The sequence below is a fragment of the Bradyrhizobium sp. YCK136 genome (genome assembly GCF_044570075.1).
GTDB classification, from domain to species: Bacteria; Pseudomonadota; Alphaproteobacteria; order Rhizobiales; family Xanthobacteraceae; genus Bradyrhizobium; species Bradyrhizobium diazoefficiens.
The window spans coordinates 5,658,417-5,679,687 of sequence record NZ_CP172424.1; the positions used below are offsets into that span (position 1 = coordinate 5,658,417).

Genomic DNA, 21,271 nt, shown 5'->3' on the forward strand with positions numbered 1-21,271 from the left:
GGTGACTGACGGGCAATGACCGTGCTGAACTGGCCCGAGATCCTTCTGCGCCTCGGCGTCGCCACGCTCGCAGGCTGCGCCATCGGCCTCAATCGTGACCTGCACGGCAAGCCGATCGGGCTGAAGACGCTCGGCATCGTCGGGCTCTCGACCGCAACCGTCGTATTGCTGGCCGTGCAGTTCGCCGAGGCGGGCAAGATCACCGATGCGGCAAGCCGCGTCATCCAGGGCATCCTCACCGGCATCGGCTTCCTCGGTGCCGGCGTCATCGTCCACGAAAGCGACAGGTTTCGCGTCCGCGGCCTGACCAGTGCCGCCTGCACCTTCCTCGCCGCCTGCCTCGGCATCGCCTGCGGCGTCGGCCAGTGGCCGATCGTCGGAACGGCGCTGACACTGGCCTTCCTGATTCTCACCGTCGGCAACCGCGCCGAGCACTGGCTGCACCGGATGCTCGGCGCCAGGGACGAGACGCACGAAACCGATGCGCCGCCGAAGACGCGCTCCCCGGATGAGAGCTAGAACCGAAGCCGCCGCGCCCACAGCGGTTTCAGCAATTCGAGCACCGTCAGCACCAGCAGCCCCGCGCCGAGCGCGATCATCAGATCGTCCGCATGCAGCGGACCAAAGCGGAACAGGCTGGAGGCCGGCGGCCAGAGCAGCGCGGTGGCGAGAACGAGAGCCACCCCCGCGAAGATCCAGGTCAATGCGGGATTTGGACGGAAGAATGCGGACGCGAACGATGCGCTGAAGGACCGATTGACCAGGACCAGAGCGACAATGCAGACGACGAGCGTCACGAAGGCGAGCGTCCTCGCCTCGTCGGCGACGAGGCCGGAGCGAAGCGCGCCGACGAATATGATGGCGGTCAGGGCAAATGCGAGGGCACCCTGAAGCACGCTCCAGCCAACCAGTGCCCACGAGAACAGCGCGGCATCAGGCCGCCTCGGCGGACGCGTCATCGCATCGCGCTCGTCCCGCTCCGCCTCGAACACCAGCGAGCATACGGGGTCGATGATCAGCTCCAGAAATGCGATGTGCACCGGACTGAAGATCAGCGGCAGCCCGAAGACCAGGGGCAGCAGCGCAAGTCCGGCGATCGGCACATGAACGGCGAAGATGAAGGCCATCGCCTTCCGCAGATTGTCGTAGATGCGGCGGCCCAGACGAATAGCCGACACGATCGAACCGAAATCGTCGTCGAGCAGCACGATCGCCGACGCCTCTCGCGCGACGTCGGTCCCGCGCCCTCCCATCGCGATGCCGATGTGGGCGGCCTTGAGCGAAGGCGCGTCGTTGACGCCGTCGCCGGTCATCGCCACGATCTCGCCGTTGAGCTTCATCGCCTGGACGATGCGCAGCTTCTGCTCCGGCAAAACCCGGGCGAACACGTTGACATGCCCGACGCGTTTCGCAAGCTCCGGATCATCCGCCAGCCTGACCTGATCGCCGGTCATGACGTCACGGACGTCGAGTCCGGCCTGGTTCGCGATGGCAACGGCGGTTGCCGGATAATCGCCCGTGATCATGACGACGCGGATCCCCGCCGCGCGGCATTCGCGAACCGCCTCCGGGACATGGGGCCGCAGCGGATCGGCAAGCCCGACCAGGCCGACAAATCGAAACGCGAAATCCTCCTGGGTCGGCGGGAGTGAAGACTCATCGCAGGCGGCAACGGCCATCCCCAACACGCGAAGCCCGTCCCTCGCCATCGCGCTGGCGGCATCTCGCACCGAATCCTGATCAGCAGCGTTCATCCTGCACAGGCGCGCGATCGCCTCGGGCGCGCCCTTGGCGCATGCGACGAGGTCCGCCCGGCTGGCCGTGCGCCAGACCTGCGTCATGGCCAGCAGCTCGGGGCGCAGACCGTAGGTACGCACCAGCGTCCGGTCGCCGTCCGGCGCATCGCCTCCCCGCAAGGCGTCCTGCGCGAACAGATGCAGAGCCTTCTCCATCGGGTCGAACGGTTCCGGAGAGCTCGCCAGGGCACCGCAACGCGCCAGCTCGATGAATTCAGGCCTGGCGTCATCCCGCCCGGCGCTCTCCGGACGCATGCGTGCCCCGTCGAGCAGCCGCAACTCCGCGACGGACATCTGGTTCTGCGTCAGTGTCCCGGTCTTGTCGGTGCACAGCACGGTCGCAGAGCCGAGGACCTCGATGGCTGCGGCTCGCCGCGTCAGGACGCGCGCCTGCGAAATCCGCCAGGCTCCCATCGCCATGAAGACCGTGAGCACGACGCCAAATTCTTCCGGCAACATCGCCATGCCGATGGCGATGCCCGCAAGCAGCGCTTGCAGCCAGTCCCCACGCAAGACTCCGTAGAGCGCGATGGCGGCCACGCTGACGACCGCGCCGCCGAGGAAGCAGAGCCGCACCAGTCTTGCGGTCTGTTGCCGAAGCCGGGGCGGCTCGGTTTGCAAGCCGCGCAGCGACAGCCCGATCTTCCCGATCTCGCTGCGCGGGCCGGTGGCCTCGACCAGCGCCAGCCCGTCGCCCCGCACGACGAGAGAACCGGAATACACGAAGGGCTGATCCTCGCCGCCCGGCCGCTGATCGGCTGACATGGCCTTGCCGGCAGCCCGCTTGCGGACGGGCACCGACTCGCCGGTCAGCAGCGACTCGTCGATCTGCAGATCGCGCGCGTCCACCAGCGCGGCGTCGGCCGGAATCCGGTCGCCTTCGCCGAGGACGAGCAGGTCGCCGCGCACGACCTCGCGGCCCGGGATGCGCCGACGCGCACCGTCCCGCACCACGAGCGCGCGCGGGCTGCTCAGGTCGCGCAAGGCTTCCAGAACGCGCTCGGTCCGGGTCTCCTGCACCACCGTGATCACGATCGACATCGCACCGAAGACCAAGAGGATCAGCGCTTCCCTGAGATCGCCGAGCACGAGGTAGACCAGCCCACCGCAAAGCAGCAGCACGAGCATCGGCTCGCGCAGCACTTCCATGACGATGCGGAGCGGACTGCGTCGTTCGGGCCGAGGCAACTCGTTGGCGCCGTCCTCTTCCAACCGCGCCCGAGCCTCGGCCTCGCTCAGCCCGGCCGGTCTTTTGGCTTCCGTGGCGCTCACGTCTTCCGCCGCAGGCTCCAGAGACTTCCGGCGAGCAGGACGGCCGTCACGAGCAGTATGGCGACGAAGGTCTGGATGATTGTGAAGTTCAGCGCATCACGCGCGACGAACAGCGCGGTGATGGCTCCGGCCAGGACAAACAGAATGCGAAGGATCAGGCTCATCGTCGCGTCTCCAGGTCGGCATGATCCGGAGCCCACCTGGCGACGCGGGAGCGCAATGCTGGTTCGGCTGTCATGCCGGCGGACCTTAGCGGCCGCCGCCGACGCCGATTTGCGATACGTCAATTTTACCTGCGCCGTTGGGCCGCACGTTCGGCCCGGTCCGCCGCCTGCGCCTCCTCGACATCCAGCGTAATCGACACTTTCAGGAACGGCGCACCCCGCCAGCGGAAGTCCACGACGACGGGCCGCGCACGGCCGACCGCGGCATCGGGCGGCTCAAAGCGTCGGGGACTGGTGGAGATAACGGCCGTCGAAATCCGCGAGTTCGAAGAACTTCTGCTCGTCGAGTACGGTGACGCGGCCGCGCTGAAATTCCACGATCCCCTCCTGGCGCAACTGCTTGATCACCCGGTTGGCGTGGACCGCCGTGATCCCCAGGGCCTCGCCGATCTGCTCCTGCGTCAGCGGCATCTCGAAAGTGTTGCCGTCCACGCGACCGATCACCCTGAGGCGCTCGCGCAGCTCGATCATGACATGGGCGAGGCGTGCAGGCGCCGGACGCTGGCCGACATTGACGATCCATTCGCGAAACATCGCGGCGTCGATCAGCGTGTCCCGCCAAAACATCTCGGCGACGACCGGCCTGCGTTGGTGCAATCTTCGCAGCGTATCGTGGCTGATGAAGCCCAGCGTGCATGGCGTCAGCGTCGAGAGCTCATGGTCCATCACGTGCAGGAACAGGCTCATCAGGTCCGGGATCTCGCCCGGAATGTGCAGGGAGAGAATCTGTCGCTTGCCGCTCGCGATCGTCTTGGAGCGCGCGCAAAATCCCTCGACAATCAGGCAGCATTCGGTGGCCCGCTCGCCATCCCTCACCACGGGCGTCTCCGCCGGATACTGTCTCACCGCGATCGGAAGCGCTTCGATTTCTCTGACATCCTCCTCCGAAATGCCGGAAGAGACGCGCAAACGCCTGACAAGCGCAGCACGGATCGTGTCGCTGGGCACGCGAAGTCGCTCCGTTTGCATGAATTGGACCCATGGCGCGCCGGGCGCCGCCGTCATGAAACCCGCGATCCCCGCCCCCGTTCCAACAAAAGTTAAGGACGCCGCTCGCGTCCGCATGGTTGGCTCCGCGCCGGAAAGGCCAAACCATGACCAAGAAACGCAACCGTACAAAACCGGCCCTGTCTCTCCAGGAGCGCTTGGACAAGTTCACACAAGAGGCCCGCGCCGCCGCCAGGAAGCTACCGGCCGGCGCCGAGCGCCACACGCTGTTGCAGAAGGCGCGCGACGGCGAGGCGGCCGCGGAGATGGAGCGCCTGCTGTCCCCGCCCGGTCCGCAAGCCCCGAAGTGATCTGCGACGCGCTACGCCGCTAGCGCTTCGCCATCAACTCGAGCGCCGGGGCAAAGCGCTCGGAAAATGTCAACGTCTTGGCGTGGTGAACTGCGGCAAACGATGCCGAGATTCCTGCTGAGGCGACCGCGAGCAAGGCAATTGCGAAAACCAGACGGCGCATTTTGGCCTCCTGTGTGAGCTCGAGACCCAACAGATGGGACGGCTCTGTTTCAGGACGGTTTCGTGCGAACAGAAAATGGCTTCGCTCAAGAGGCTGTGATGAGGTCCTGTCGCGGGGCCGCAGCCGCCATACACTAATAGGTAGTTGCTGCTGTCTTGCAGCGGGTGCGAGCCGTGTCGGGAATTTTACGCACGCGCTCACGATCCTGAAATCGCAAGACTGCCGCAACGGGCAACATTTGCAGGAGTGCAAAGTCTTCGAGGATCACTCACATGAACGTCGTCATTCAGAAGCTCAATGGCCTATGGCACCTCATCATCGGATCGAGCCGGATCCGAACGCCCTTCCTGGAAACCCAGGAGCGCGCGCTGGTCGTGACTTACGCCCGGCGCATCTACCCCGGCGCCAAGATCTTCCAGCGCGACTGATCTGAGCCGCAGCGCCTAATCGTCGTCCGCCGGCCCGCACCAGCCCGGCAGATAGATCGCATCCTTGCTCTTGGCCGCGGACAGCGCCTTTTCCAGCGCCTTGTCGAAATTGGCATCCACCGCCTTGCGCGACAATTTCCGGCGCAGATAGTCGGCCCACAGGAATTCGGAGAACGGCGTGGTGTCCTTGGCAAATCCCCCCAGGCGGCGGAGCTCGCCGGCGAGGCTGCGGAAGGGATCGTCCCTGAGATCGGCGACTGATTTCGGCAGGTCGCGGAACGGCCGCCTTTCGCCCTTGGAATCGTAGGGATAGACCCAGCGCTTGTTGTCCATCACGCCCCAGAAGGCCTCGCGCTCGACCATCCTGAGGTCGCCGACGACAGTCACCAGCACTTCCTTGACGCCCTCGTCGTGCAATGCGCGGCCGAGATGATGATGGTCGATCACGTAGTAACGCTTGTCCGGCCCGTACACGACGGGGATCATGTGCTTGCCGAGCAGATCGGCCTGCTTCTTGCTGTCGTGCTCGCGCCAGCGTTTGCGTTTCTCCTTGACCTCGCGCATGCCGACCGTCATCTGCGTCGGCCGAAGCGACAGGATCGGCACCGGATGCACCCTCGGCTCGCGCGCGTTCGTGGTCATGAAGAGCCCCTCACATTGTTGGTTGCAACCGGTGGTCCAGGTTCCATGATTATGCCACGGGCCTTGCGGCGACAAAATGCGTTCGGCGCGCAAAGGGAGATCACAAGCCGATGTTCGCGGGACCGGGCACGGCAGGTGCCATGGCTGTTTTGCAGCGCAACCCCGCGCATCCTGACACCGGCATGACGACCGCTGTCGCGGGCCTTCGCGAAGAGGTCGTGCAAAAGCGCAATGCACGTACGCGTTGAGAAGATTTTCTGCAACGCGTTCACCACGTATGCTATCAAAAACCGCTGCTTCGGAGTGATCCTCGCACCATGAAATCCCAGCGGCCCATAAGCTCTGATGAGGAGCACCGGGTGCTCCAGTTCAGGCCGCGCACCTCCCCCTCCCCGACGGTCCACCGGGGCAACGGCACCGTGCAGCCGATGCGCGGCGCGCCCAAGCCGCTCGACCTGTCGCGCTACGAGCAGCCCCGCACCGAGCCGGACGATTTCCGCCACCGCATGCTCGCCAACATCGCCGCGCTCGCCTTCACCATCGCGCTGACCGCGATCGGGATCTGGCTCGCCGTGAGCATCGCCGACCTGCGCCGGACCCAGGATTGCGTGCTGATGGGCCGCCGCGACTGCGCCAAGATCACGACGCCGCACATCTAGCCCGGCCCGCCGCCGATCCCCGCCGCAAAGGGGCTCCGGCAGGCATCCCCAGCTCCGTCCCTTGCTGTCCCCTTGGCCTGCCCGGCTCCATTGAACTCAGGGCGGCGCTCCGATATACGGGCTCTCGACCCGGCCAGAGGGGGGTTGAGGGCGTCATCAGGGGCGCGATGCCCACCCGCCATGCCACTCTGGAACATCTGACAAATATCTGCAATATATCAAAGGCTTAGTGATGTCCTCCACATTCGATCAGGTCGCTACGATCATCGCTGAAACCTGCGACATTCCGCGCGACACGATCACGCCGGATAGCCACGCCATCGATGACCTCGGTATCGACAGCCTCGATTTCCTCGATATCGCGTTTGCGATCGACAAGCAGTTCGGCATCAAGCTGCCGCTGGAAAAGTGGACCCAGGAGGTCAACGACGGCAAAGCGACCACCGAACAATATTTCGTGCTGAAGAACCTGTGCGCGCGCATCGACGAGCTGGTTGCAGCCAAGGGCGCGAGCGCCTAATCGGGCGGCCATGCAACTCGAATACTTTCATATGATCGATCGCATCGTCGACCTCAGGGTCGACGAGAAGACGATCGTCGTCGAGGCCCAGGTCCCGAAGGAAAGCACCGTCTTCGAGGGACACTTCCCGGGCTATCCCTTGATGCCCGGCGTGCTCCTGATCGAATCGATGGCGCAGGCCTCGGGCTGGCTTCAGCTCGGCGTGTTCAAGTTCGAGCGCATGCCGATCCTGGCCGCCGTGAAGGAGGCCAAGGTGCGCGGCTCGGTGTTCCCCGGCGATCTCATGACCATCGAGGCGAGCCTCTCCTATGAGGGCTCGGGCTATGCGATGACCGAAGCCAAGATCAAGGTCGGCGGCAAGCTGCGCGCGAACTCAGCGCTCACCTTCACGCTGATCCCCTTCCCCAACGCGGACATGCGCGGATACATGGCGAAAGTCGCCGAGCGCGTCGGCTTTCCGCAGCAGGCCGTATCGCCATGACTGACACCGCTTCGAAGCCCGGCCAGACGGAAGTCTGGATCACCGGCATTGGCCTTGCCACCTCGCTCGGCGAGGGCCTGGACGCCAACTGGGCCGCGCTCCAGGAGAAGCGCATCAATGTCGACGAGAAGGGCTTTGCGCCCTACATCGTGCATCCGCTGATGCCGGTCTCCTTCGACAGCCAGATCCCGAAGAAGGGCGACCAGCGCCAGATGGAAGCCTGGCAGCGCATCGGCACCTATGCCGCGGGCCTCGCGCTCGACTCTGCGGGGATCAAGGGCAACAAGGATATCCTGTCGAAGATCGACATGGTCGTGGCCGCCGGCGGCGGCGAGCGCGATCTCAACGTCGACACCGGCGTGCTCACGGCCGAGGCCAAGGGGGCGAATGCGCCCGGCTTCCTCAACGAACGCCTGATGAGCGATCTCAGGCCGACGCTGTTTCTGGCCCAGCTCTCCAATCTCCTCGCCGGCAACATCGCCATCGTGCACGGGCTCGGCGGCACCTCGCGCACCTTCATGGGCGAAGAGGTTGCGGGCGCCGATGCGGCGCGCATCGCGCTCGCGCGCATCGCCTCGGGCGAGAGCGACATCGCCCTGATCGGCGGCTCGCACAATGGCGAGCGCAAGGACCTCATGGTCCTCTACGAATTCGGCGACTTCAACCTGAAGGACAAGTTCGCGCCCGTCTGGGCGCGCAAGGACCACGCCGGCTTCGCGCTCGGCTCGGCCGGCGCGTTCCTGGTGCTGGAATCGAAGGCGCATGCGGAAGCGCGCGGCGCAAAGCCGTTCGCAAAACTGTCGAGCGTGGTGGCCGATCTGGCCCGGCGCAAGCAGCCCGGCGACATGGCGGCGACGCTGGAGAAGCTTTGGGCCAAGCTGCCGAAGCGCGAGGGCAAGGGCGCGATCATCACTGGCGCGACCGGCGCAGAGCCCGCGACATCCGAGGAGCGCGGCTTCCTGAAGGACCACGCCGACTTCCCGGTTCGCTCGACCGGCACGATGTTCGGACACACCATGGAGACGCAATTCCCGCTCGGAATCGCGCTCGCCGCGCTGTCGATCTCGCGCGGCGCACTGTTCCCGCCGAACGATTCCACAGGGACCGAGATTGAAATGCAGGGGGCACCCACCCAGATTGTGGTGGTGGGGGCCGGACACTGGCGCGGCGAAGGCATGGCGCTGGTCGAGGCCGTAAGCTAGCTCTAGCGGGGGATCGACATGACTGCACCACGCGACAAATTCGGGCGTCCCGTCGTCGTCGTCACCGGCATGGGCATCATGACCTCGCTCGGCGCCGGCAAGGCGGACAATTGGGCGAAGCTCGTCGCCGGCGAATCCGGCATCCGCACCATCACGCGCTTTCCGGTCGACGGCCTGAAGACGACGATGGCCGGCACGGTCGATTTCGTCAGCGTCGATCCGTTCTCCTCCACCGGCCTGTCCGAGCGGATGGCCGAGATGGTCACGCAGGAAGCGCTCGAGCAGGCCGGCATCGGCGCCAGCGCCGATTTCCCGGGCCCCCTCTTCCTCGCGGTCGCGCCCGTCGAAGTCGAATGGCCGCAGCGCCGCGAGCTCGGCCGCGCCGTCGGCAAGCTCGACTTCACCTATGACGACCTGCTGCGCATCTCCGGCGGCGGCAAGTACAGCGCCTATCATCACCGCTTCATGTTCGGCTCGGTCGCAGCCCACCTCGCCGAGACTTTTGGCACCAAGGGCTCGCCGATCTCGCTGTCCACGGCCTGCGCCTCGGGCGCGACCTCGATCCAGCTCGGCGTGGAAGCGATCCGCCGCGGCGAGACCGATGCCGCGCTGTGCGTCGCGACCGACGGCACGGTGAATCCGGAAGCGCTGGTCCGCTTCTCGCTGCTTTCGGCACTGTCGACCCAAAACGATCCGCCGCAGGCGGCTTCCCGCCCCTTCTCCAAGAACCGCGACGGCTTCGTCATGGCCGAAGGCGCCGGCGCGCTGGTGCTGGAAAGCTATGAAGCGGCGACTGCGCGCGGTGCAAAAATCCTCGGCGTGATCGCCGGCTGCGGCGAGCTCACCGATTCCTTCCACCGCACTCGCTCCTCGCCCGACGGCAAGCCGATCATCGGCTGCATGAACAAGACGCTGGCCGATGCCGGCATGACCCCGGACCAGATCGACCACATCAACGCGCACGGCACCGCGACGCCCGAAAACGACAAGATGGAGTACAACACGACATCGGCCGTGTTCGGCGATCTCGTCTCGAAGATTCCGGTCACCTCCAACAAGTCGATGGTCGGCCACACCATCTCGGCCGCAGGCGCGGTGGAGGCGATCTTCTCGCTGCTGACGCTCGAGCACCAGCGCATCCCGCCGACGATCAACTACGAGACCCCGGATCCCACGATCCTGTTCGACGTCGTCGGCAACAAGGCGCGCGATGCGCGCGTGACCGCTGTCATGTCGAACTCGTTCGGCTTCGGCGGCCAGAACGCCTCGCTGATCCTGACCCGCGAACCGGCCTGACCGGACGCATGGCGCTGGTTCCTGCGAGCATCAAGGCCCGCGCGCGGGAGGCTGGCAAATCGATCGGCGGCACCCTGATCGGCGCCGCCACGGTCGGCATGCTGCGCACCACGCGCTATTTCGATCCGGTCAAGACCTCGGACTTCTTCGCACGCGCCGTGAAAATGATCGGCCCGCGCCTGCGCGAGCACCGCATCGGCCGCGCCAATCTCACCGCGGCGTTTCCGGAGAAATCGCCGGAGGAGATCGAACAGATCCTGATGGGCGTCTGGGACAATCTCGGCCGCGTCGGCGCCGAATTCGCCCATATGGACCACGTCTGGGATTACGACCGCGACCATCCGGAAGTGAGCCGGATCGAATTGCCCAAGCGCAGCATCGAGCTGTTCGACCAAATCCGAGACGACGGCAAGCCGGCGCTGATCTTCGCCGCTCACCTCGCGAACTGGGAATTGCCGGCGCTCGCCGCCGTCGCGCACGGGCTGGATGCCGCGATCCTCTATCGCCGGCCGAACATCGCCTCCGCCGATCGCATCATCCAGGAGATGCGCCAGGTCAACATGGGCACGTTGATCCCTGCGGGGCGCGATGCGCCGCTCCGCCTCGCGCAGGCGCTGAAGGACGGCAAGCACGTCGCCATGCTGATCGACCAGTACCTGACCGGCGGCGTCGAGGTCACCTTCTTCGGCCGCAAGACCCGCGCCAATCCGATGCTGGCGCGCCTCCTGCGCCAGGTCGAATGCCCGATCCACGGCGTCCGCGTCATCCGCAAGCCCGGCGGCCGCTTCGCCGCGGAGCTGACGGAGGAAGTCCCGCCGGTCCGCGATGCCGACGGCAAGATCGACATCCAGGGCACGACGCAGGCGATCACCAACGTGGTGGAAGGCTGGGTGCGCGAGCATCCCGAGCAGTGGTTGTGGCTGCACCGCAGGTGGCGCTAGCTACGCCGTCATTGCGAGGAGCGAAGCGACGAAGCAATCCAGAGCGTCTCCGCGAAGCGATTCTGGATTGCTTCGCTTCGCTCGCAATGACGGGTGCCGCACGTCAGCGCCCCGTCTTCACCTTGGTCCAGAGCCGGTTGATGATGCGCTGGGTCGCCGGCTCACGCGCCGTGATGACGAACAGTTTTGCGAGCGTCGCTTCGTCCGGATAGATGTTCTTGTCGCCCAGGATTTTCGGATCGACCAGCTTCTGGCTGGCGAGGTTGCCGTTGGCATAGGACAGGAAGTCCGAGTTCTTGGCGGCGACGTCCGGGCGGTAGAGATAGTTGATCAGCTCATAGGCTTCGCTGACGTTCTTGGCATCCGCGGGGATCGCGAGATTGTCGAAGAACATCTGCGCGCCCTCCTTCGGGATCGTGTAGCCGATCTCGACGCCGCTCTTGGCTTCCGCAGCGCGGGCGCGGGCCTGCATGATGTCGCCGGACCAGCCGACCACGAAACAGATCTCGCCGGTGGCAAGCGCGCTCAGATATTCGGACGAGTGGAACTTGCGCACGGACGGGCGAACCTTGGCGACGGCATCGGCGGCCTTCTCGAGGTCCGCCTGCTTGGTCGAGTTCGGATCGAGCCCGAGATAGCTCAGCGCCGCCGGAAAGATGTCGTCGGCGGAGTCGAGCATGTGCACGCCGCAGTCTTTGAACTTGGTGAGGTTCTCCGGCTTGAAGACGATGTCCCAGCTGTCGATCTTCGCGTCGGGTCCGAGGATCTGCTTCACCTTGGCGACGTTGTAGCCGATGCCCGTGGTGCCCCACATGTAGTTGGCGGCGTAGACGTTGCCGGGGTCGTAGATGCCGAGGCGCTGCGTCACGACAGGCCAGGCATGGCTAAGGTTCGGCAGCCTCGACTTGTCGAGCTTCTGGAAGATGTTGGCCTTGATCTGGCGCTGGAGGAAATAGGCCGTCGGCACCACGACGTCGTAGCCGGACTTGCCGGCCATCAGGCGCGTCTCCAGCGTCTCGTTGGCGTCGAACGTGTCGTAGACCACCTTGATGCCGGTCTCCTTGGTGAAGGCCTCAAGGACATCAGGCGCCATGTAGTTGGACCAGTTGTAGAAGTTGACGACCCGCTCCTCGGCGCCTGCGGGGGCGGAGAGCAACGTCAGCGCTGCGGCGATCGCGAGGCCAAAGCCAAGACCAAAGCGAAGTCCGGAGCGGCCGACGTTCGTCATCTCTGTCTACCTCTTGCGTCCACGCACGGCGTCCGACAGCCGCTCCAAGGCGGTGTCAAGCGTCTGGTCCTTCTTGGCGAAGCAGAAGCGCACCACCGAGGTCACGGGGTCCTGCTCGTAGAACGCCGAGACCGGGATCGCCGCGACCTTGTAGTCCTTCACGATCCGCCAGCAGAACTCGGTATCGCTCTCGTTGAGCCCGAGCGGCGACAGGTCGACGGTGAGGAAGTAGGTCCCTTGCGACTTCAGCACGGGGAAGCCGAGGCTTTCGAGACCCTTGGTCAGCCGGTCCCTGCTCCGGGTCAGGTCCTTGCGCATCGACAGGAAGTAGTCGTCGGACTTGCCGAGGCCATAGGCGACGGCGGCCTGCAGGTTCGGCGCGGTGGTGAAGGTCAGGAACTGGTGCACCTTGGCGGCGACGCGCAAGAGCGGCGGCGCGGCGCAGACGAAGCCGATCTTCCACCCCGTCAGCGAGAATATCTTGCCGGCCGAGCCGACCTTGATGGTGCGCTCGCGCATGCCCGGGATGGTGATCAGCGGGATGTGCTTGTGCTCGTCGAAGGTGACGTGCTCCCAGACCTCGTCGCAGATCGCGATGACGTCGAACTCCTGGCAGTAGCGCGCCAAGAGCTCGAGGTCCTCGCGCGGATAGACCACCGCGGAGGGATTTAAGGGATTGTTGAAGAGCACCGCCTTGGTCTTTGAATTGAAGACGCTTTTCAGCATGTCCTCATTCAGCCGCCAGTGCGGCGGCTCGAGCCGGACGAGGCGCGGAATACCGCCGGCCTGGCGGATGATCGGCAGGTAGGAATCATAGACCGGCTGGAAGCAGACCACCTCGTCGCCGGGCTGCACCACCGCGAGGATGGCCGAGGTCAGCGCCTCGGTGCCGCCGGAGGTGACCATCACCTCGCTCATCGGATCGAGCTTGAGGCCGTGCCAGTGGCCGTAATGGGTTGCGATCGCCTGGCGCAGCTCCGGCAGGCCCATCATCGACGGGTACTGGTTGTAGCCGTTCAGCGAGGCGTCAGCCGCGGCGCGGCGGATGTCCTCGGGGCCGGGATCGTCAGGAAAGCCCTGGCCGAGATTGATGGCGGCGTTGTCGCGCGCGGCCTGCGACATCGCCTCAAAGATAGTGACGGGAAGGTCGGCGAAGACCTTGTTCAGGGACGAGCTCTTGGACATCGGCCGGATCAGCCACCGACCTTGCTGGGAAGACCTGCCGCCTTCCAGCCCAGCATGCCGCCGGCCAGATGCTTGTCGTAAGGCAGGCCCGCCGCCTGCGCCGCGAGCGAGGCCGTCACCGAGCGCTTGCCGGAGCGGCAGGCGAACACGACCTCCTTGCCTTGGGGATCGGGGATCGCCTTGGGGTCGAAGGTCGAGAGCGGAACCACGACGCCGTAGGGATAGGCCTCGGCGTCGACTTCGTTCGGCTCGCGGACGTCGACGAGCAGATAGCGTCCCTCCGCGACACCCTTGGAGACCTCGTCCGGGGTCAGATCCTGTACTTGATTTGCCACATCATCCTCCAACGTCGCGAGCCGCATGCCGGGGCGATCCCGGCGGGCGGCAACCTCGCCTCTCGGGAGACGAAAATCAAGCGCTGCAAAGGCTTGTGCCGCGCGGCGCAAGTTAAAGCTAAATCGCAGCGACTTGAAGTCCGGCGTTCAGGATGCCCTCACCACGCATTCGGTGTCATTCCCCGCGAAGGCGGGGAATCCAATACGCCGCGGCCCCGCCGTATCCCGTCGCCGTCTCTGGAATACTGGATCGCCCGGTCAAGGGCCGGGCGATGACAGCGGTGGAGACGGACGTGCGCCAACTCGGACGCTAGATCGTCACCTGCGTTCCGACCTCGACCACGCGGCCGCTAGGGATCTGGAAATAGTCGGTGGCGTCGTTGGCGGAGCGGCTGAGCGAGATGAACAGCCGGTCCTGCCAACGCGGCATGCCGGAATGGGCGGCGGGCTTCAGCGCCCTGCGCGACAGGAAGAACGAGGTCGACATGATGTCGAACTGCCAGCCGAGCTTGCGGGCGATCGCCAGCGCCTTCGGCACGTTGGGCGATTCCATGAACCCGAACTTCAGCGTCACCTTGGAGAAGGTCGGGCTGATCTGCTCCAGCCTGACGCGCTCGGCCGGGTCGATCCGCGGGGTCTGCGCGGTCTCGATGGTGAGAATGACATTCTTCTCGTGCAGCACTTTGTAGTGCTTCAAACTATGCATCAGCGCGGTCGGGGCACTGAGCGGGTCCGAGGTCAGAAACACGGCGGTTCCGGGCACGCGTTGCGGCGGCCGCTTCTCCAGCATGGCCACGAGGTCGGCGAGCGGGAACTCGAGCTTGCGCGATTTCTCGAACAGCAGCCGGCTGCCGCGCCGCCACGTATACATCAGGATGATCATGAGCGCACCGAGCGCGAGCGGTACCCAGCCGCCCTCGAACACCTTGAGCAGGTTGGCGGCCAGGAAGGTCAGGTCGAGGAACAGGAAGGGCGCGATGAGCGCGGCCGCCGCGAGCGGCGACCACCGCCAGACCTTCCAGATCACGACGAAGCCCATCATCGCCGTGACCACCATGGTGCCGGTGACGGAGATGCCGTAGGCGGACGCCAGCGCGCTCGAGGAGCGGAACAGCAGCACCAGGAGCACCACCGCGACCAGCAGGAGCTGGTTGATGCGCGGGATGAAGATCTGGCCGGAATGGGCTTCAGACGTATGGCGAATTTCAAAGCGCGGCAGCAGCCCGAGCTGGATCGCCTGGCGTGTCAGCGAATAGGCGCCGGTGATGACGGCCTGGCTTGCGATGACGGTGGCGGCGGTGGCGAGCACGACCATGGCGCCACGGATCCAGCCTTGCGGAAACAACTGGAAGAACGGGCTCTCGATCGCCCCGGGATCACCGAGCACGAGCGCCCCCTGCCCCAGATAGTTCAGCGCCAGCGATGGCAGCACGATGAACAGCCAGGCGGTCTGGATCGGCCGCTTTCCGAAATGGCCGAGGTCGGCATAGAGCGCCTCGGCACCGGTGACCGCCAGGAACACCGCGCCCAGCGTCACGAAGCCGATGATGCCGTGGTGGAGCATGAAGGACACGGCATAGAGCGGGTTCAGCGCGAACAGCACCTGCGGCTGCGCGATGATCGGATGGATCGCCGCCACTGCAATGACCGCGAACCAGACGCACATGATCGGGCCAAAAAAGGCGGCGACGCGGGCGGTGCCGCGCGACTGCACGGCGAACAGGCCGACCAGGATGATTACGGTCAGCGGCACGATGTAGGGCTCGAACCGCAGCGTGACGTCCTTCATGCCTTCGATCGCCGACAGCACCGAAAGCGCGGGGGTGATGACGGCGTCGCCGTAGAACAGGGCCCCGGAGATGATGCCGAGCAGGACGATGGTCGCCCCGCCGGTGCCGACCGCGCGCTGGGCCAGCGCCATCAGCGCGAGCGTGCCGCCCTCGCCGTTGTTGTCGGCGCGGAGCAGGATCACGACGTATTTGAGCGTCACCACGACGATGAGCGCCCACAGGATCAGGGAGAGCACGCCGAGCACGGCCGCCGGCGTAGCGAGCCCGTCGGTGCCCGAGGAGGCCGCCGTCACGGCCTCGCGGAACGCGTAGAGCGGACTGGTGCCGATGTCGCCATAGACCACGCCGATGCTGCCGAGCGTCAGCGCGCCGAAACCGGCCGTGGTGTGGGCCTCGCCATGGCCATTGGCCGCCGCCGTTTCCGGGGCGGGAACTGCTACGTCGCTTGTCATGGGAGAGCCCGGTGGCCTCTAAAAATGCTTCACTGCACAACGGCGGAAGAGCGCGGGCTTATAGTCCTGCGCTGTCGGCATAGCCTAGCCCGTTTTTGGGCCCTCGCCATGCAAATTTTGCATGGATCCGCCAATTGCGTTCAGATGGTGACTTGGGTGCCGACTTCAACCACCCGTCCCGTGGGAATCTGGAAATAGTCGGTGGCGTCGTTGGCGGACCGGCTCAGCGCGATGAACAAGTGGTCCTGCCAGAGCGGCATCCCCGACTGCGCCGAGGCCTTCAGCGACCGCCGCGACACGAAGAACGACGTCGACATGATGTCGAACTGCCAGCCCTGCTTGCGCGCGATCGCGAGAGCCTTGGGGACGTTCGGCTGCTCCATGAAGCCGAAGCGCAGGCGGACCTTGGAGAACTTGTCGCTGATCTTCTCCATCCGGAACCGCTCCGACAGATCGACCCGCGGCGTATGCGCGGTCTCGATGGTCAGGACCACGTTGTGCTCGTGCAGCACCTTGTTGTGCTTGAGGTTGTGCAGCAGCGCGGTCGGCACGAAGGATGGATCGCTGGTCAGGAACACCGCCGTGCCCTTGACGATATGCGGCGGCCGCTTCTCCAGGCTCCGGATCAGATCGTCCAGCGGCACCTCGATCCGGCGCGTCTTCTGGATCAGGATTCCCGAGCCCCGCCGCCAGGTCCAGATCGTCCCCGCCATGGCTGCGCCGAACAGCAGCGGCACCCAGGCGCCTTCCAGCAGCTTGAGCAGATTGGCGCTGAAGAAGCTCATGTCCACGACGACGAAGGGCAGGATCACGGCAGCCGCCGTAGCCGCGCGCCAGTTCCACAATTTCCAGATCACGACGAAGCCCATGATGCCGTCGGCGACCATGGTGGTGGAGACCGCGATGCCATAGGCCGAAGCCAGATTGCTGGGGGTGTGGAACAACAGCACCAGCAGCATCACGCCGATCAGCAGCAGCCGGTTGACGCGCGGCAGATAGATCTGGCCGGCATGGCTTTCGGAGGTGTAGCGCACCTCGAAGCGCGGCAGCAGGCCGAGCTGCACGGCTTGATAGACCAGCGAATAGGCGCCGGTGATCACCGCCTGGCTCGCGATCACGGTCGCCGCCGTCGCAAGACCGACCAGCGGCAGCACCAGATGCTCGGGCACCATGCGGTAGAAGGAATGCTCGATCGCGCTGGGATCGGACAGCACCAGCGCGCCCTGGCCGAAATAGTTGATCAAGAGCGAGGGCAGCACGAAGAACATCCAGGCCGCCTGGATCGGCTTGCGGCCGAAATGACCGAGATCGGCGTAGAGCGCCTCGCCGCCGGTCACCGCCAGGAACACGGCGCCCAGCGTCACCAGGCCGATCGTGCCGTGCGACAGCAGGAATTGCAGCGCGTAATAGGGATTGATCGCGGCAAGTACCGACGGATCGTCGGCGATGTGGACGGCGCCCATCACCGCAATACACGTGAACCAGACCACCATCACCGGCCCGAAGGCCGAGGCCACCAGCGCGGTCCCCTTGCTTTGGACCGCGAACAGCAGCACCAGGATGAGGACGGTGAGCGGCACGACGTAGTGCTCCAGGGCGGGCGTCGCGAGCTTCAAGCCCTCGACCGCCGACAGCACCGAGATCGCCGGCGTGATCATGGAATCGCCGATGAACATGGAGGCGCCGACCACGCCCAGCGCGAGCAGGAACCAGCTTCGCCGCCCGAGCGCACGCTGGCCGAGCGCCATCAGCGAGAGCGTACCGCCCTCCCCGTTGTTGTCGGCGCGCAGGAGCAGCAGGACGTATTTGGCGGTAACGACGATCAGCAGCGCCCACAGGATCAGCGAGAGCACGCCGAGCACCATGCCCCGCGTGACCGGCTCGCCATGGGCCGCGCCCCGCACCGCCTCGTGGAATGCGTAGAGCGGCGAGGTGCCGATGTCGCCGAAAACGACACCGATGCTCCCGAGCGTGAGCGCCCAAAAGCCCGATGTGACCGGCCCTTCCTGGGTCTCGGTCGATGTGATGCTCGCCGTCATGTGGATGGAAAACGCTTCGTCCCTGAATTTGATCCGGCGCCTTTTGACGCTTCCGGCGCGCCTGTCAATCGGCACCCCACCTTAGCAGGCGCCGGGCCGAATGCTGTGACGGCGCAGCCACGCTCGTCGCCTGCGCGACGAGATGCCTCAGGTAAGATGGTAGCGCAAGGGGCTTATCGTTTGGACATGATCCCCGCGCAAACGCGTGTCGCGTTTGTCGCGAAGGAGAACCGGTGCCCACTTCTCCGGATCATGCCTACGGCTTCAAATTCGGCGGCAGCGGCGGATCCTCGCGCATCAGGGTGATGGTCACGCGCCGGTTGGCGGCCAGCGAGGGATCGTCCGGAAACAGCGGCTGGGTGTCCGCCTTGCCGGAGACGGCGAAGATGTGCGAGGCCGGCAGGCCCTCGCGCTCGAGGATCTGCCGCACGGCATTGGCGCGGTCGGCGGATAGATCGAAGGCACCGTAGTCGCTACGGGTCGGCACGAAGCCGGCCGCGGTGTGGCCGGCGATGGAGACGCGGAGCGGCGTGGCCTTGAGCGGAATCGCCAGCTTCTCGACCAGGCGGCGGGTGCGGTCATAGGGCACCTTGGAGCCGTCGGCGAACATCGAGCGGCCGTCCTGGTCGACGATTTCGAGATTGAGACCCTGCTTGGTCTCCTCGAACATGATGTGCTTGGACATCTCGGTCAGTTCCGGCATGTCCTGCAAGGCCTGCCGCAGCGAGGCCGCGGCGAGCGCGAAATTGCGGTCGACCTTGATCTTCGCCCCCGACGTGGGGTCGCGGTCCTCCTGGTCCGGGGTCGGCGTGTTGGAGGCATCCTCGGGCTGGATATGGTCGACGTTCTTGAGCCGCGGGCGCGTCGGCAGGCCGTCGGACTCGACGATGCCGGCGTAGCGCGCTTCGCTCTGCACGCCGAAGGCGTCGCGCATCGAACCGGCGACGATCTTGAGCTTGTTGGCGTCCTGCGTCGAGAATGCGACGAGCATCACGAAGAAGCTCATCATCAGGCCCATCAAATCGGCGAAGGTCACGAACCAGCCGTGACCGCCCCCGTGAGCATCGCCGCGCTTCTTCTTGGCCATGGCTGTCTGTCCCGGCGGGCGGCGTTACGCCGGCACCGGCTCGCCTTCGGCGTGGCGATGCTTCTCCGGCAGATAGGCCAGCAGCATTTCGCGCACTAGCGTCGGGCTCTTGGAGTCGCGGATCATCAGGATGCCGTCGATGATCAGGGTGCGGTTGGTCTCTTCATCCAGCAGCTTGCCGTGCAGCTTGTCGGCGATCGGCAGACAGAACAGGTTCGCGACGAGCGCGCCGTAGAGCGTCGCGAGCAGCGCGGTCGCCATGAACGGGCCGAGCTTGGAAGGGTCGGTCATGTTCGCGAACATCTGCACCATGCCGATCAGGGTGCCGATCATGCCGAAGGCCGGGGCGCAGTCGCCGATGGCACGATAGATCTTGCTGCCCTCGTCGAGGTGCATCAGGAAGTTGTCGCGGTCGCGCTCGAGATTGTCGCGGATGAAGTCGAGGTCGTAGCCGTCGGCGACATAGCGGATGCCCTTGGCGAGGAACGGCTCGTCGGTCTCGACCTTTTCGAGACCCACCGGGCCCTGCTTGCGGGCGATCTCGGCGATGCGGGCGAGCTCGTCAACGAGGTCGTGCGCCGACAGCCGGCTCATGGTGAAGGCGAACTTGGCGCCGAGCGGAAGGCCATGCAGGAGCGCGCTGAGCGGAAAGCGGATCATGGTGGCGGAGATCGAGCCGCCGAAGATGATGATCATCGCATGTTCGGAGATGAACATGTGGAGGTCGCCGCCCATGAAGATCATCGCTGCGATGACGATGATGCCCGCCGTGAGCCCAACGCCGGTCATGATATCCATGAGAGACTCCAACGCGTACGCAACAACGGCCGTCCTGGCCGCTGGCGCGGCCCAACCCCGAACCGCATCGGAAACCCTAGAGGGCCGCCCTTAAAGCCGCGTAAAGGTTAAGTTGAGCCGGCGCGCCGGACCGGCGCAGCGCGCCAGGAGAAAGCCGGCTTTGCCGCCCCCCGACGGGAATCTCAACACTTCGCTAACCATGTTTGCGCGGGGCTAAGACGAGATGCCCACCAGCTCCAGGCTGAGCGCGCGCAGACGCTTGCGTGCCTCGGCATCGTAGGCTTGCGGATTGGCGCGCGCCTCATTCATGCCGTTGAAGAACAATCCGCTCTTGCCTGCGACGTCGTCGCCCTCGACGAGGCGCAGGATCGCCGCGCCGCCCTGCTCCACCGTCGAGATCGGCGTGATGCCGCCGGCCCGCACCATGGTGGTGTTCATGTAGGTCGCCGGATGCAGCGAGTTCACGGTGACACCCGCGCCCTTCACTTCCTCGGCGAAATCGATCGTGAACATGATCTGCGCGAGCTTGCTCTGCGCATAGGCGCGCGAGCCGCTATAGCCCTTGGTGATCATGACGTCGTCGAAGTCGATCGGATGCTGGCCGAGCGAGGCGACGTTGACGATGCGCGACGGCGCCGCGGCCTTCAGCAGCGGCAGCAAGAGACGGGCGAGGAGGAAGCCGGAGAGATAATTGACGGCGAAGCGAAGCTCATGACCGTCGGCGCTGACCTGACGCTGCGGCCCGTCAGTCTGCGAGCCGATGCCGGCGTTGCTGACGAAGACGTCGAGACGCTGGTGATCACGTTTCACCGCTTCCGCGAGTGCGCGCGTGCCCGACATCGACGACAGGTCCGCCTGATAGAAGATCGGCGCGGCATGACCGGCTTTCACGATCTCGTCGATCAGCGTCTTTGCGCGCGCCGCATCGCGGCCGTGGATCAGGACCTTCGCGCCCTCGGCCGCCAGCCGGCGCGCGACGTAGCGGCCGACGCCGTCGGTCGAGCCAGTGATCAGGACCGTCTTGTCATTCATCTGCATCGTGGGCCCTCCAAGTGCGGCCCTAGGCCACATCCGTGACCAGGAATCATACAGTATTCTATGGTCGGTGCGGCATGCTCCATCACAGGAGCCGTTTTGCAATGTTGACGCTGTTCGGCCTTCTCACCGCGCTTCCTGCGGTTCTGGCGCTTCATCTGCTCGAACCGGAACTCGTCCTGCCGGCGTTCAGCGTCCTGCTCTTTGTCGAAGCCGCTTTCGCAGTGATCGCAGCGCGCCTGGTTCAAGGTCCTGACAAGGCGGACGACATCACCCTGTGGGATCTCGCCGGCGGCTTCACCCTGATCGGATGCGCCGCCGCAATGTTCGCCGAGCCGGATCAGGCCGCCCTGTTTCTGACGGAACAGGGCGACCCGCGGCCGGCATCGCGGCCGTAAGC

Annotated in this window: 23 protein-coding genes; 10 read left to right on the forward strand and 13 right to left on the reverse strand. The window is 65.5% G+C overall.

Translation table 11 applies throughout. The features are described 5' to 3' along the window. The first annotated feature begins 15 nt into the window (after nucleotides 1-15). On the forward strand, nucleotides 16-519 hold the full coding sequence (locus ACFLEY_RS27625) for an MgtC/SapB family protein (protein WP_060911555.1): 504 nt from the start codon (nucleotides 16-18) through the stop codon (nucleotides 517-519). Here the strand turns inward: ACFLEY_RS27625 and ACFLEY_RS27630 are convergent. The 3 genes from ACFLEY_RS27630 to ACFLEY_RS27640 form a co-directional block, all read right to left on the reverse strand. Continuing rightward, the gene (locus ACFLEY_RS27630; RefSeq protein ID WP_060911554.1) at nucleotides 516-3,068 is read right to left on the reverse strand and encodes an HAD-IC family P-type ATPase; all 2,553 of its coding nucleotides are present in this window, start codon (nucleotides 3,066-3,068) and stop codon (nucleotides 516-518) included. The two genes, ACFLEY_RS27625 and ACFLEY_RS27630, sit on opposite strands and share 4 nt — an antisense overlap. Next, complete coding sequence (locus tag ACFLEY_RS27635; RefSeq protein ID WP_165405372.1) at nucleotides 3,065-3,232, reverse strand: hypothetical protein; 168 nt, start codon at nucleotides 3,230-3,232, stop codon at nucleotides 3,065-3,067. The genes ACFLEY_RS27630 and ACFLEY_RS27635 overlap by 4 nt, the downstream gene beginning before the upstream one ends. 276 nt (nucleotides 3,233-3,508) lie before the next feature. Next, nucleotides 3,509-4,240: a Crp/Fnr family transcriptional regulator gene (locus ACFLEY_RS27640; protein ID WP_038966262.1), complete on the reverse strand. Its 732-nt coding sequence runs from the start codon at nucleotides 4,238-4,240 to the stop codon at nucleotides 3,509-3,511. Between the two features lie 146 nt (nucleotides 4,241-4,386). On the opposite strand from ACFLEY_RS27640, the gene ACFLEY_RS27645 reads away from it, so the two are divergent. After that, nucleotides 4,387-4,590, forward strand: coding sequence for a hypothetical protein (locus tag ACFLEY_RS27645; protein ID WP_011086594.1), 204 nt, complete (start codon nucleotides 4,387-4,389; stop codon nucleotides 4,588-4,590). Between the two features lie 19 nt (nucleotides 4,591-4,609). On the opposite strand, the gene ACFLEY_RS27650 is transcribed toward ACFLEY_RS27645, so the two are convergent. Next, entirely contained in the window at nucleotides 4,610-4,753 is a 144-nt protein-coding gene (locus ACFLEY_RS27650) for a hypothetical protein (protein ID WP_165448150.1), read from the reverse strand. 272 nt (nucleotides 4,754-5,025) lie between these two features. Between ACFLEY_RS27650 and ACFLEY_RS27655 the strand changes: the two genes are divergently transcribed. Continuing rightward, nucleotides 5,026-5,181, forward strand: a complete 156-nt coding sequence (locus ACFLEY_RS27655) for a hypothetical protein (RefSeq protein WP_165448149.1) — start codon at nucleotides 5,026-5,028, stop codon at nucleotides 5,179-5,181. Between the two features lie 15 nt (nucleotides 5,182-5,196). Here the strand turns inward: ACFLEY_RS27655 and ACFLEY_RS27660 are convergent, their stop codons facing one another. Next, nucleotides 5,197-5,823, reverse strand: coding sequence for a ParB-like protein (locus ACFLEY_RS27660; protein ID WP_028170879.1), 627 nt, complete (start codon nucleotides 5,821-5,823; stop codon nucleotides 5,197-5,199). Nucleotides 5,824-6,140: 317 nt separating this feature from the next. Here ACFLEY_RS27660 and ACFLEY_RS27665 point away from each other — a divergent pair, with 317 nt between their 5' ends. From ACFLEY_RS27665 to ACFLEY_RS27690, 6 genes are all read left to right on the forward strand, one after another. Next, entirely contained in the window at nucleotides 6,141-6,482 is a 342-nt protein-coding gene (locus tag ACFLEY_RS27665; protein ID WP_028170878.1) for a hypothetical protein, read from the forward strand. A gap of 232 nt (nucleotides 6,483-6,714) precedes the next feature. Then, nucleotides 6,715-7,002 carry an acyl carrier protein gene (locus ACFLEY_RS27670; protein WP_007592476.1) on the forward strand — a complete coding sequence of 96 codons (288 nt, stop codon included), beginning with the start codon at nucleotides 6,715-6,717 and terminating at the stop codon, nucleotides 7,000-7,002. 10 nt (nucleotides 7,003-7,012) lie between these two features. Continuing rightward, nucleotides 7,013-7,483, forward strand: a complete 471-nt coding sequence (locus tag ACFLEY_RS27675; protein WP_011086591.1) for a 3-hydroxyacyl-ACP dehydratase FabZ family protein — start codon at nucleotides 7,013-7,015, stop codon at nucleotides 7,481-7,483. Further along, entirely contained in the window at nucleotides 7,480-8,685 is a 1,206-nt protein-coding gene (locus ACFLEY_RS27680) for a beta-ketoacyl-ACP synthase (protein WP_028170876.1), read from the forward strand. The genes ACFLEY_RS27675 and ACFLEY_RS27680 overlap by 4 nt, the downstream gene beginning before the upstream one ends. 18 nt (nucleotides 8,686-8,703) lie before the next feature. Beyond that, complete coding sequence (locus ACFLEY_RS27685) at nucleotides 8,704-9,981, forward strand: beta-ketoacyl-ACP synthase (RefSeq protein ID WP_028170875.1); 1,278 nt, start codon at nucleotides 8,704-8,706, stop codon at nucleotides 9,979-9,981. Between the two features lie 8 nt (nucleotides 9,982-9,989). Further along, nucleotides 9,990-10,922 carry a lipid A biosynthesis lauroyl acyltransferase gene (locus tag ACFLEY_RS27690; RefSeq protein WP_060911553.1) on the forward strand — a complete coding sequence of 311 codons (933 nt, stop codon included), beginning with the start codon at nucleotides 9,990-9,992 and terminating at the stop codon, nucleotides 10,920-10,922. Nucleotides 10,923-11,025: 103 nt separating this feature from the next. On the opposite strand, the gene ACFLEY_RS27695 is transcribed toward ACFLEY_RS27690, so the two are convergent. The 8 genes from ACFLEY_RS27695 to ACFLEY_RS27730 all read right to left on the reverse strand — a co-directional run bounded on the left by ACFLEY_RS27695 (nucleotide 11,026) and on the right by ACFLEY_RS27730 (nucleotide 20,874). Next, nucleotides 11,026-12,150, reverse strand: a complete 1,125-nt coding sequence (locus tag ACFLEY_RS27695; RefSeq protein WP_060911552.1) for a polyamine ABC transporter substrate-binding protein — start codon at nucleotides 12,148-12,150, stop codon at nucleotides 11,026-11,028. A gap of 6 nt (nucleotides 12,151-12,156) precedes the next feature. Beyond that, a complete protein-coding gene (locus tag ACFLEY_RS27700) occupies nucleotides 12,157-13,335 on the reverse strand; it encodes an aminotransferase (RefSeq protein ID WP_011086586.1) in 1,179 nt (392 codons plus the stop codon). A gap of 8 nt (nucleotides 13,336-13,343) precedes the next feature. Then, on the reverse strand, nucleotides 13,344-13,670 hold the full coding sequence (locus tag ACFLEY_RS27705; RefSeq protein WP_028170872.1) for a rhodanese-like domain-containing protein: 327 nt from the start codon (nucleotides 13,668-13,670) through the stop codon (nucleotides 13,344-13,346). A gap of 310 nt (nucleotides 13,671-13,980) precedes the next feature. After that, on the reverse strand, nucleotides 13,981-15,912 hold the full coding sequence (locus ACFLEY_RS27710; RefSeq protein ID WP_011086584.1) for a potassium transporter Kup: 1,932 nt from the start codon (nucleotides 15,910-15,912) through the stop codon (nucleotides 13,981-13,983). A gap of 140 nt (nucleotides 15,913-16,052) precedes the next feature. Next, nucleotides 16,053-17,951 carry a potassium transporter Kup gene (locus ACFLEY_RS27715; protein WP_028170871.1) on the reverse strand — a complete coding sequence of 633 codons (1,899 nt, stop codon included), beginning with the start codon at nucleotides 17,949-17,951 and terminating at the stop codon, nucleotides 16,053-16,055. A gap of 256 nt (nucleotides 17,952-18,207) precedes the next feature. Next, entirely contained in the window at nucleotides 18,208-19,038 is an 831-nt protein-coding gene (locus ACFLEY_RS27720; protein WP_396604261.1) for a flagellar motor protein MotB, read from the reverse strand. A 24-nt stretch (nucleotides 19,039-19,062) separates the two neighbouring features. Next, nucleotides 19,063-19,836 (reverse strand): motility protein A, encoded by a 774-nt coding sequence (locus tag ACFLEY_RS27725; RefSeq protein WP_011086581.1) that lies wholly within the window; start codon nucleotides 19,834-19,836, stop codon nucleotides 19,063-19,065. 213 nt (nucleotides 19,837-20,049) lie between these two features. Then, nucleotides 20,050-20,874 carry an SDR family NAD(P)-dependent oxidoreductase gene (locus tag ACFLEY_RS27730; RefSeq protein ID WP_060911550.1) on the reverse strand — a complete coding sequence of 275 codons (825 nt, stop codon included), beginning with the start codon at nucleotides 20,872-20,874 and terminating at the stop codon, nucleotides 20,050-20,052. A gap of 101 nt (nucleotides 20,875-20,975) precedes the next feature. Here ACFLEY_RS27730 and ACFLEY_RS27735 point away from each other — a divergent pair, with 101 nt between their 5' ends. Continuing rightward, entirely contained in the window at nucleotides 20,976-21,269 is a 294-nt protein-coding gene (locus ACFLEY_RS27735) for a hypothetical protein (RefSeq protein ID WP_028170869.1), read from the forward strand. Nucleotides 21,270-21,271: the final 2 nt, after the last annotated feature.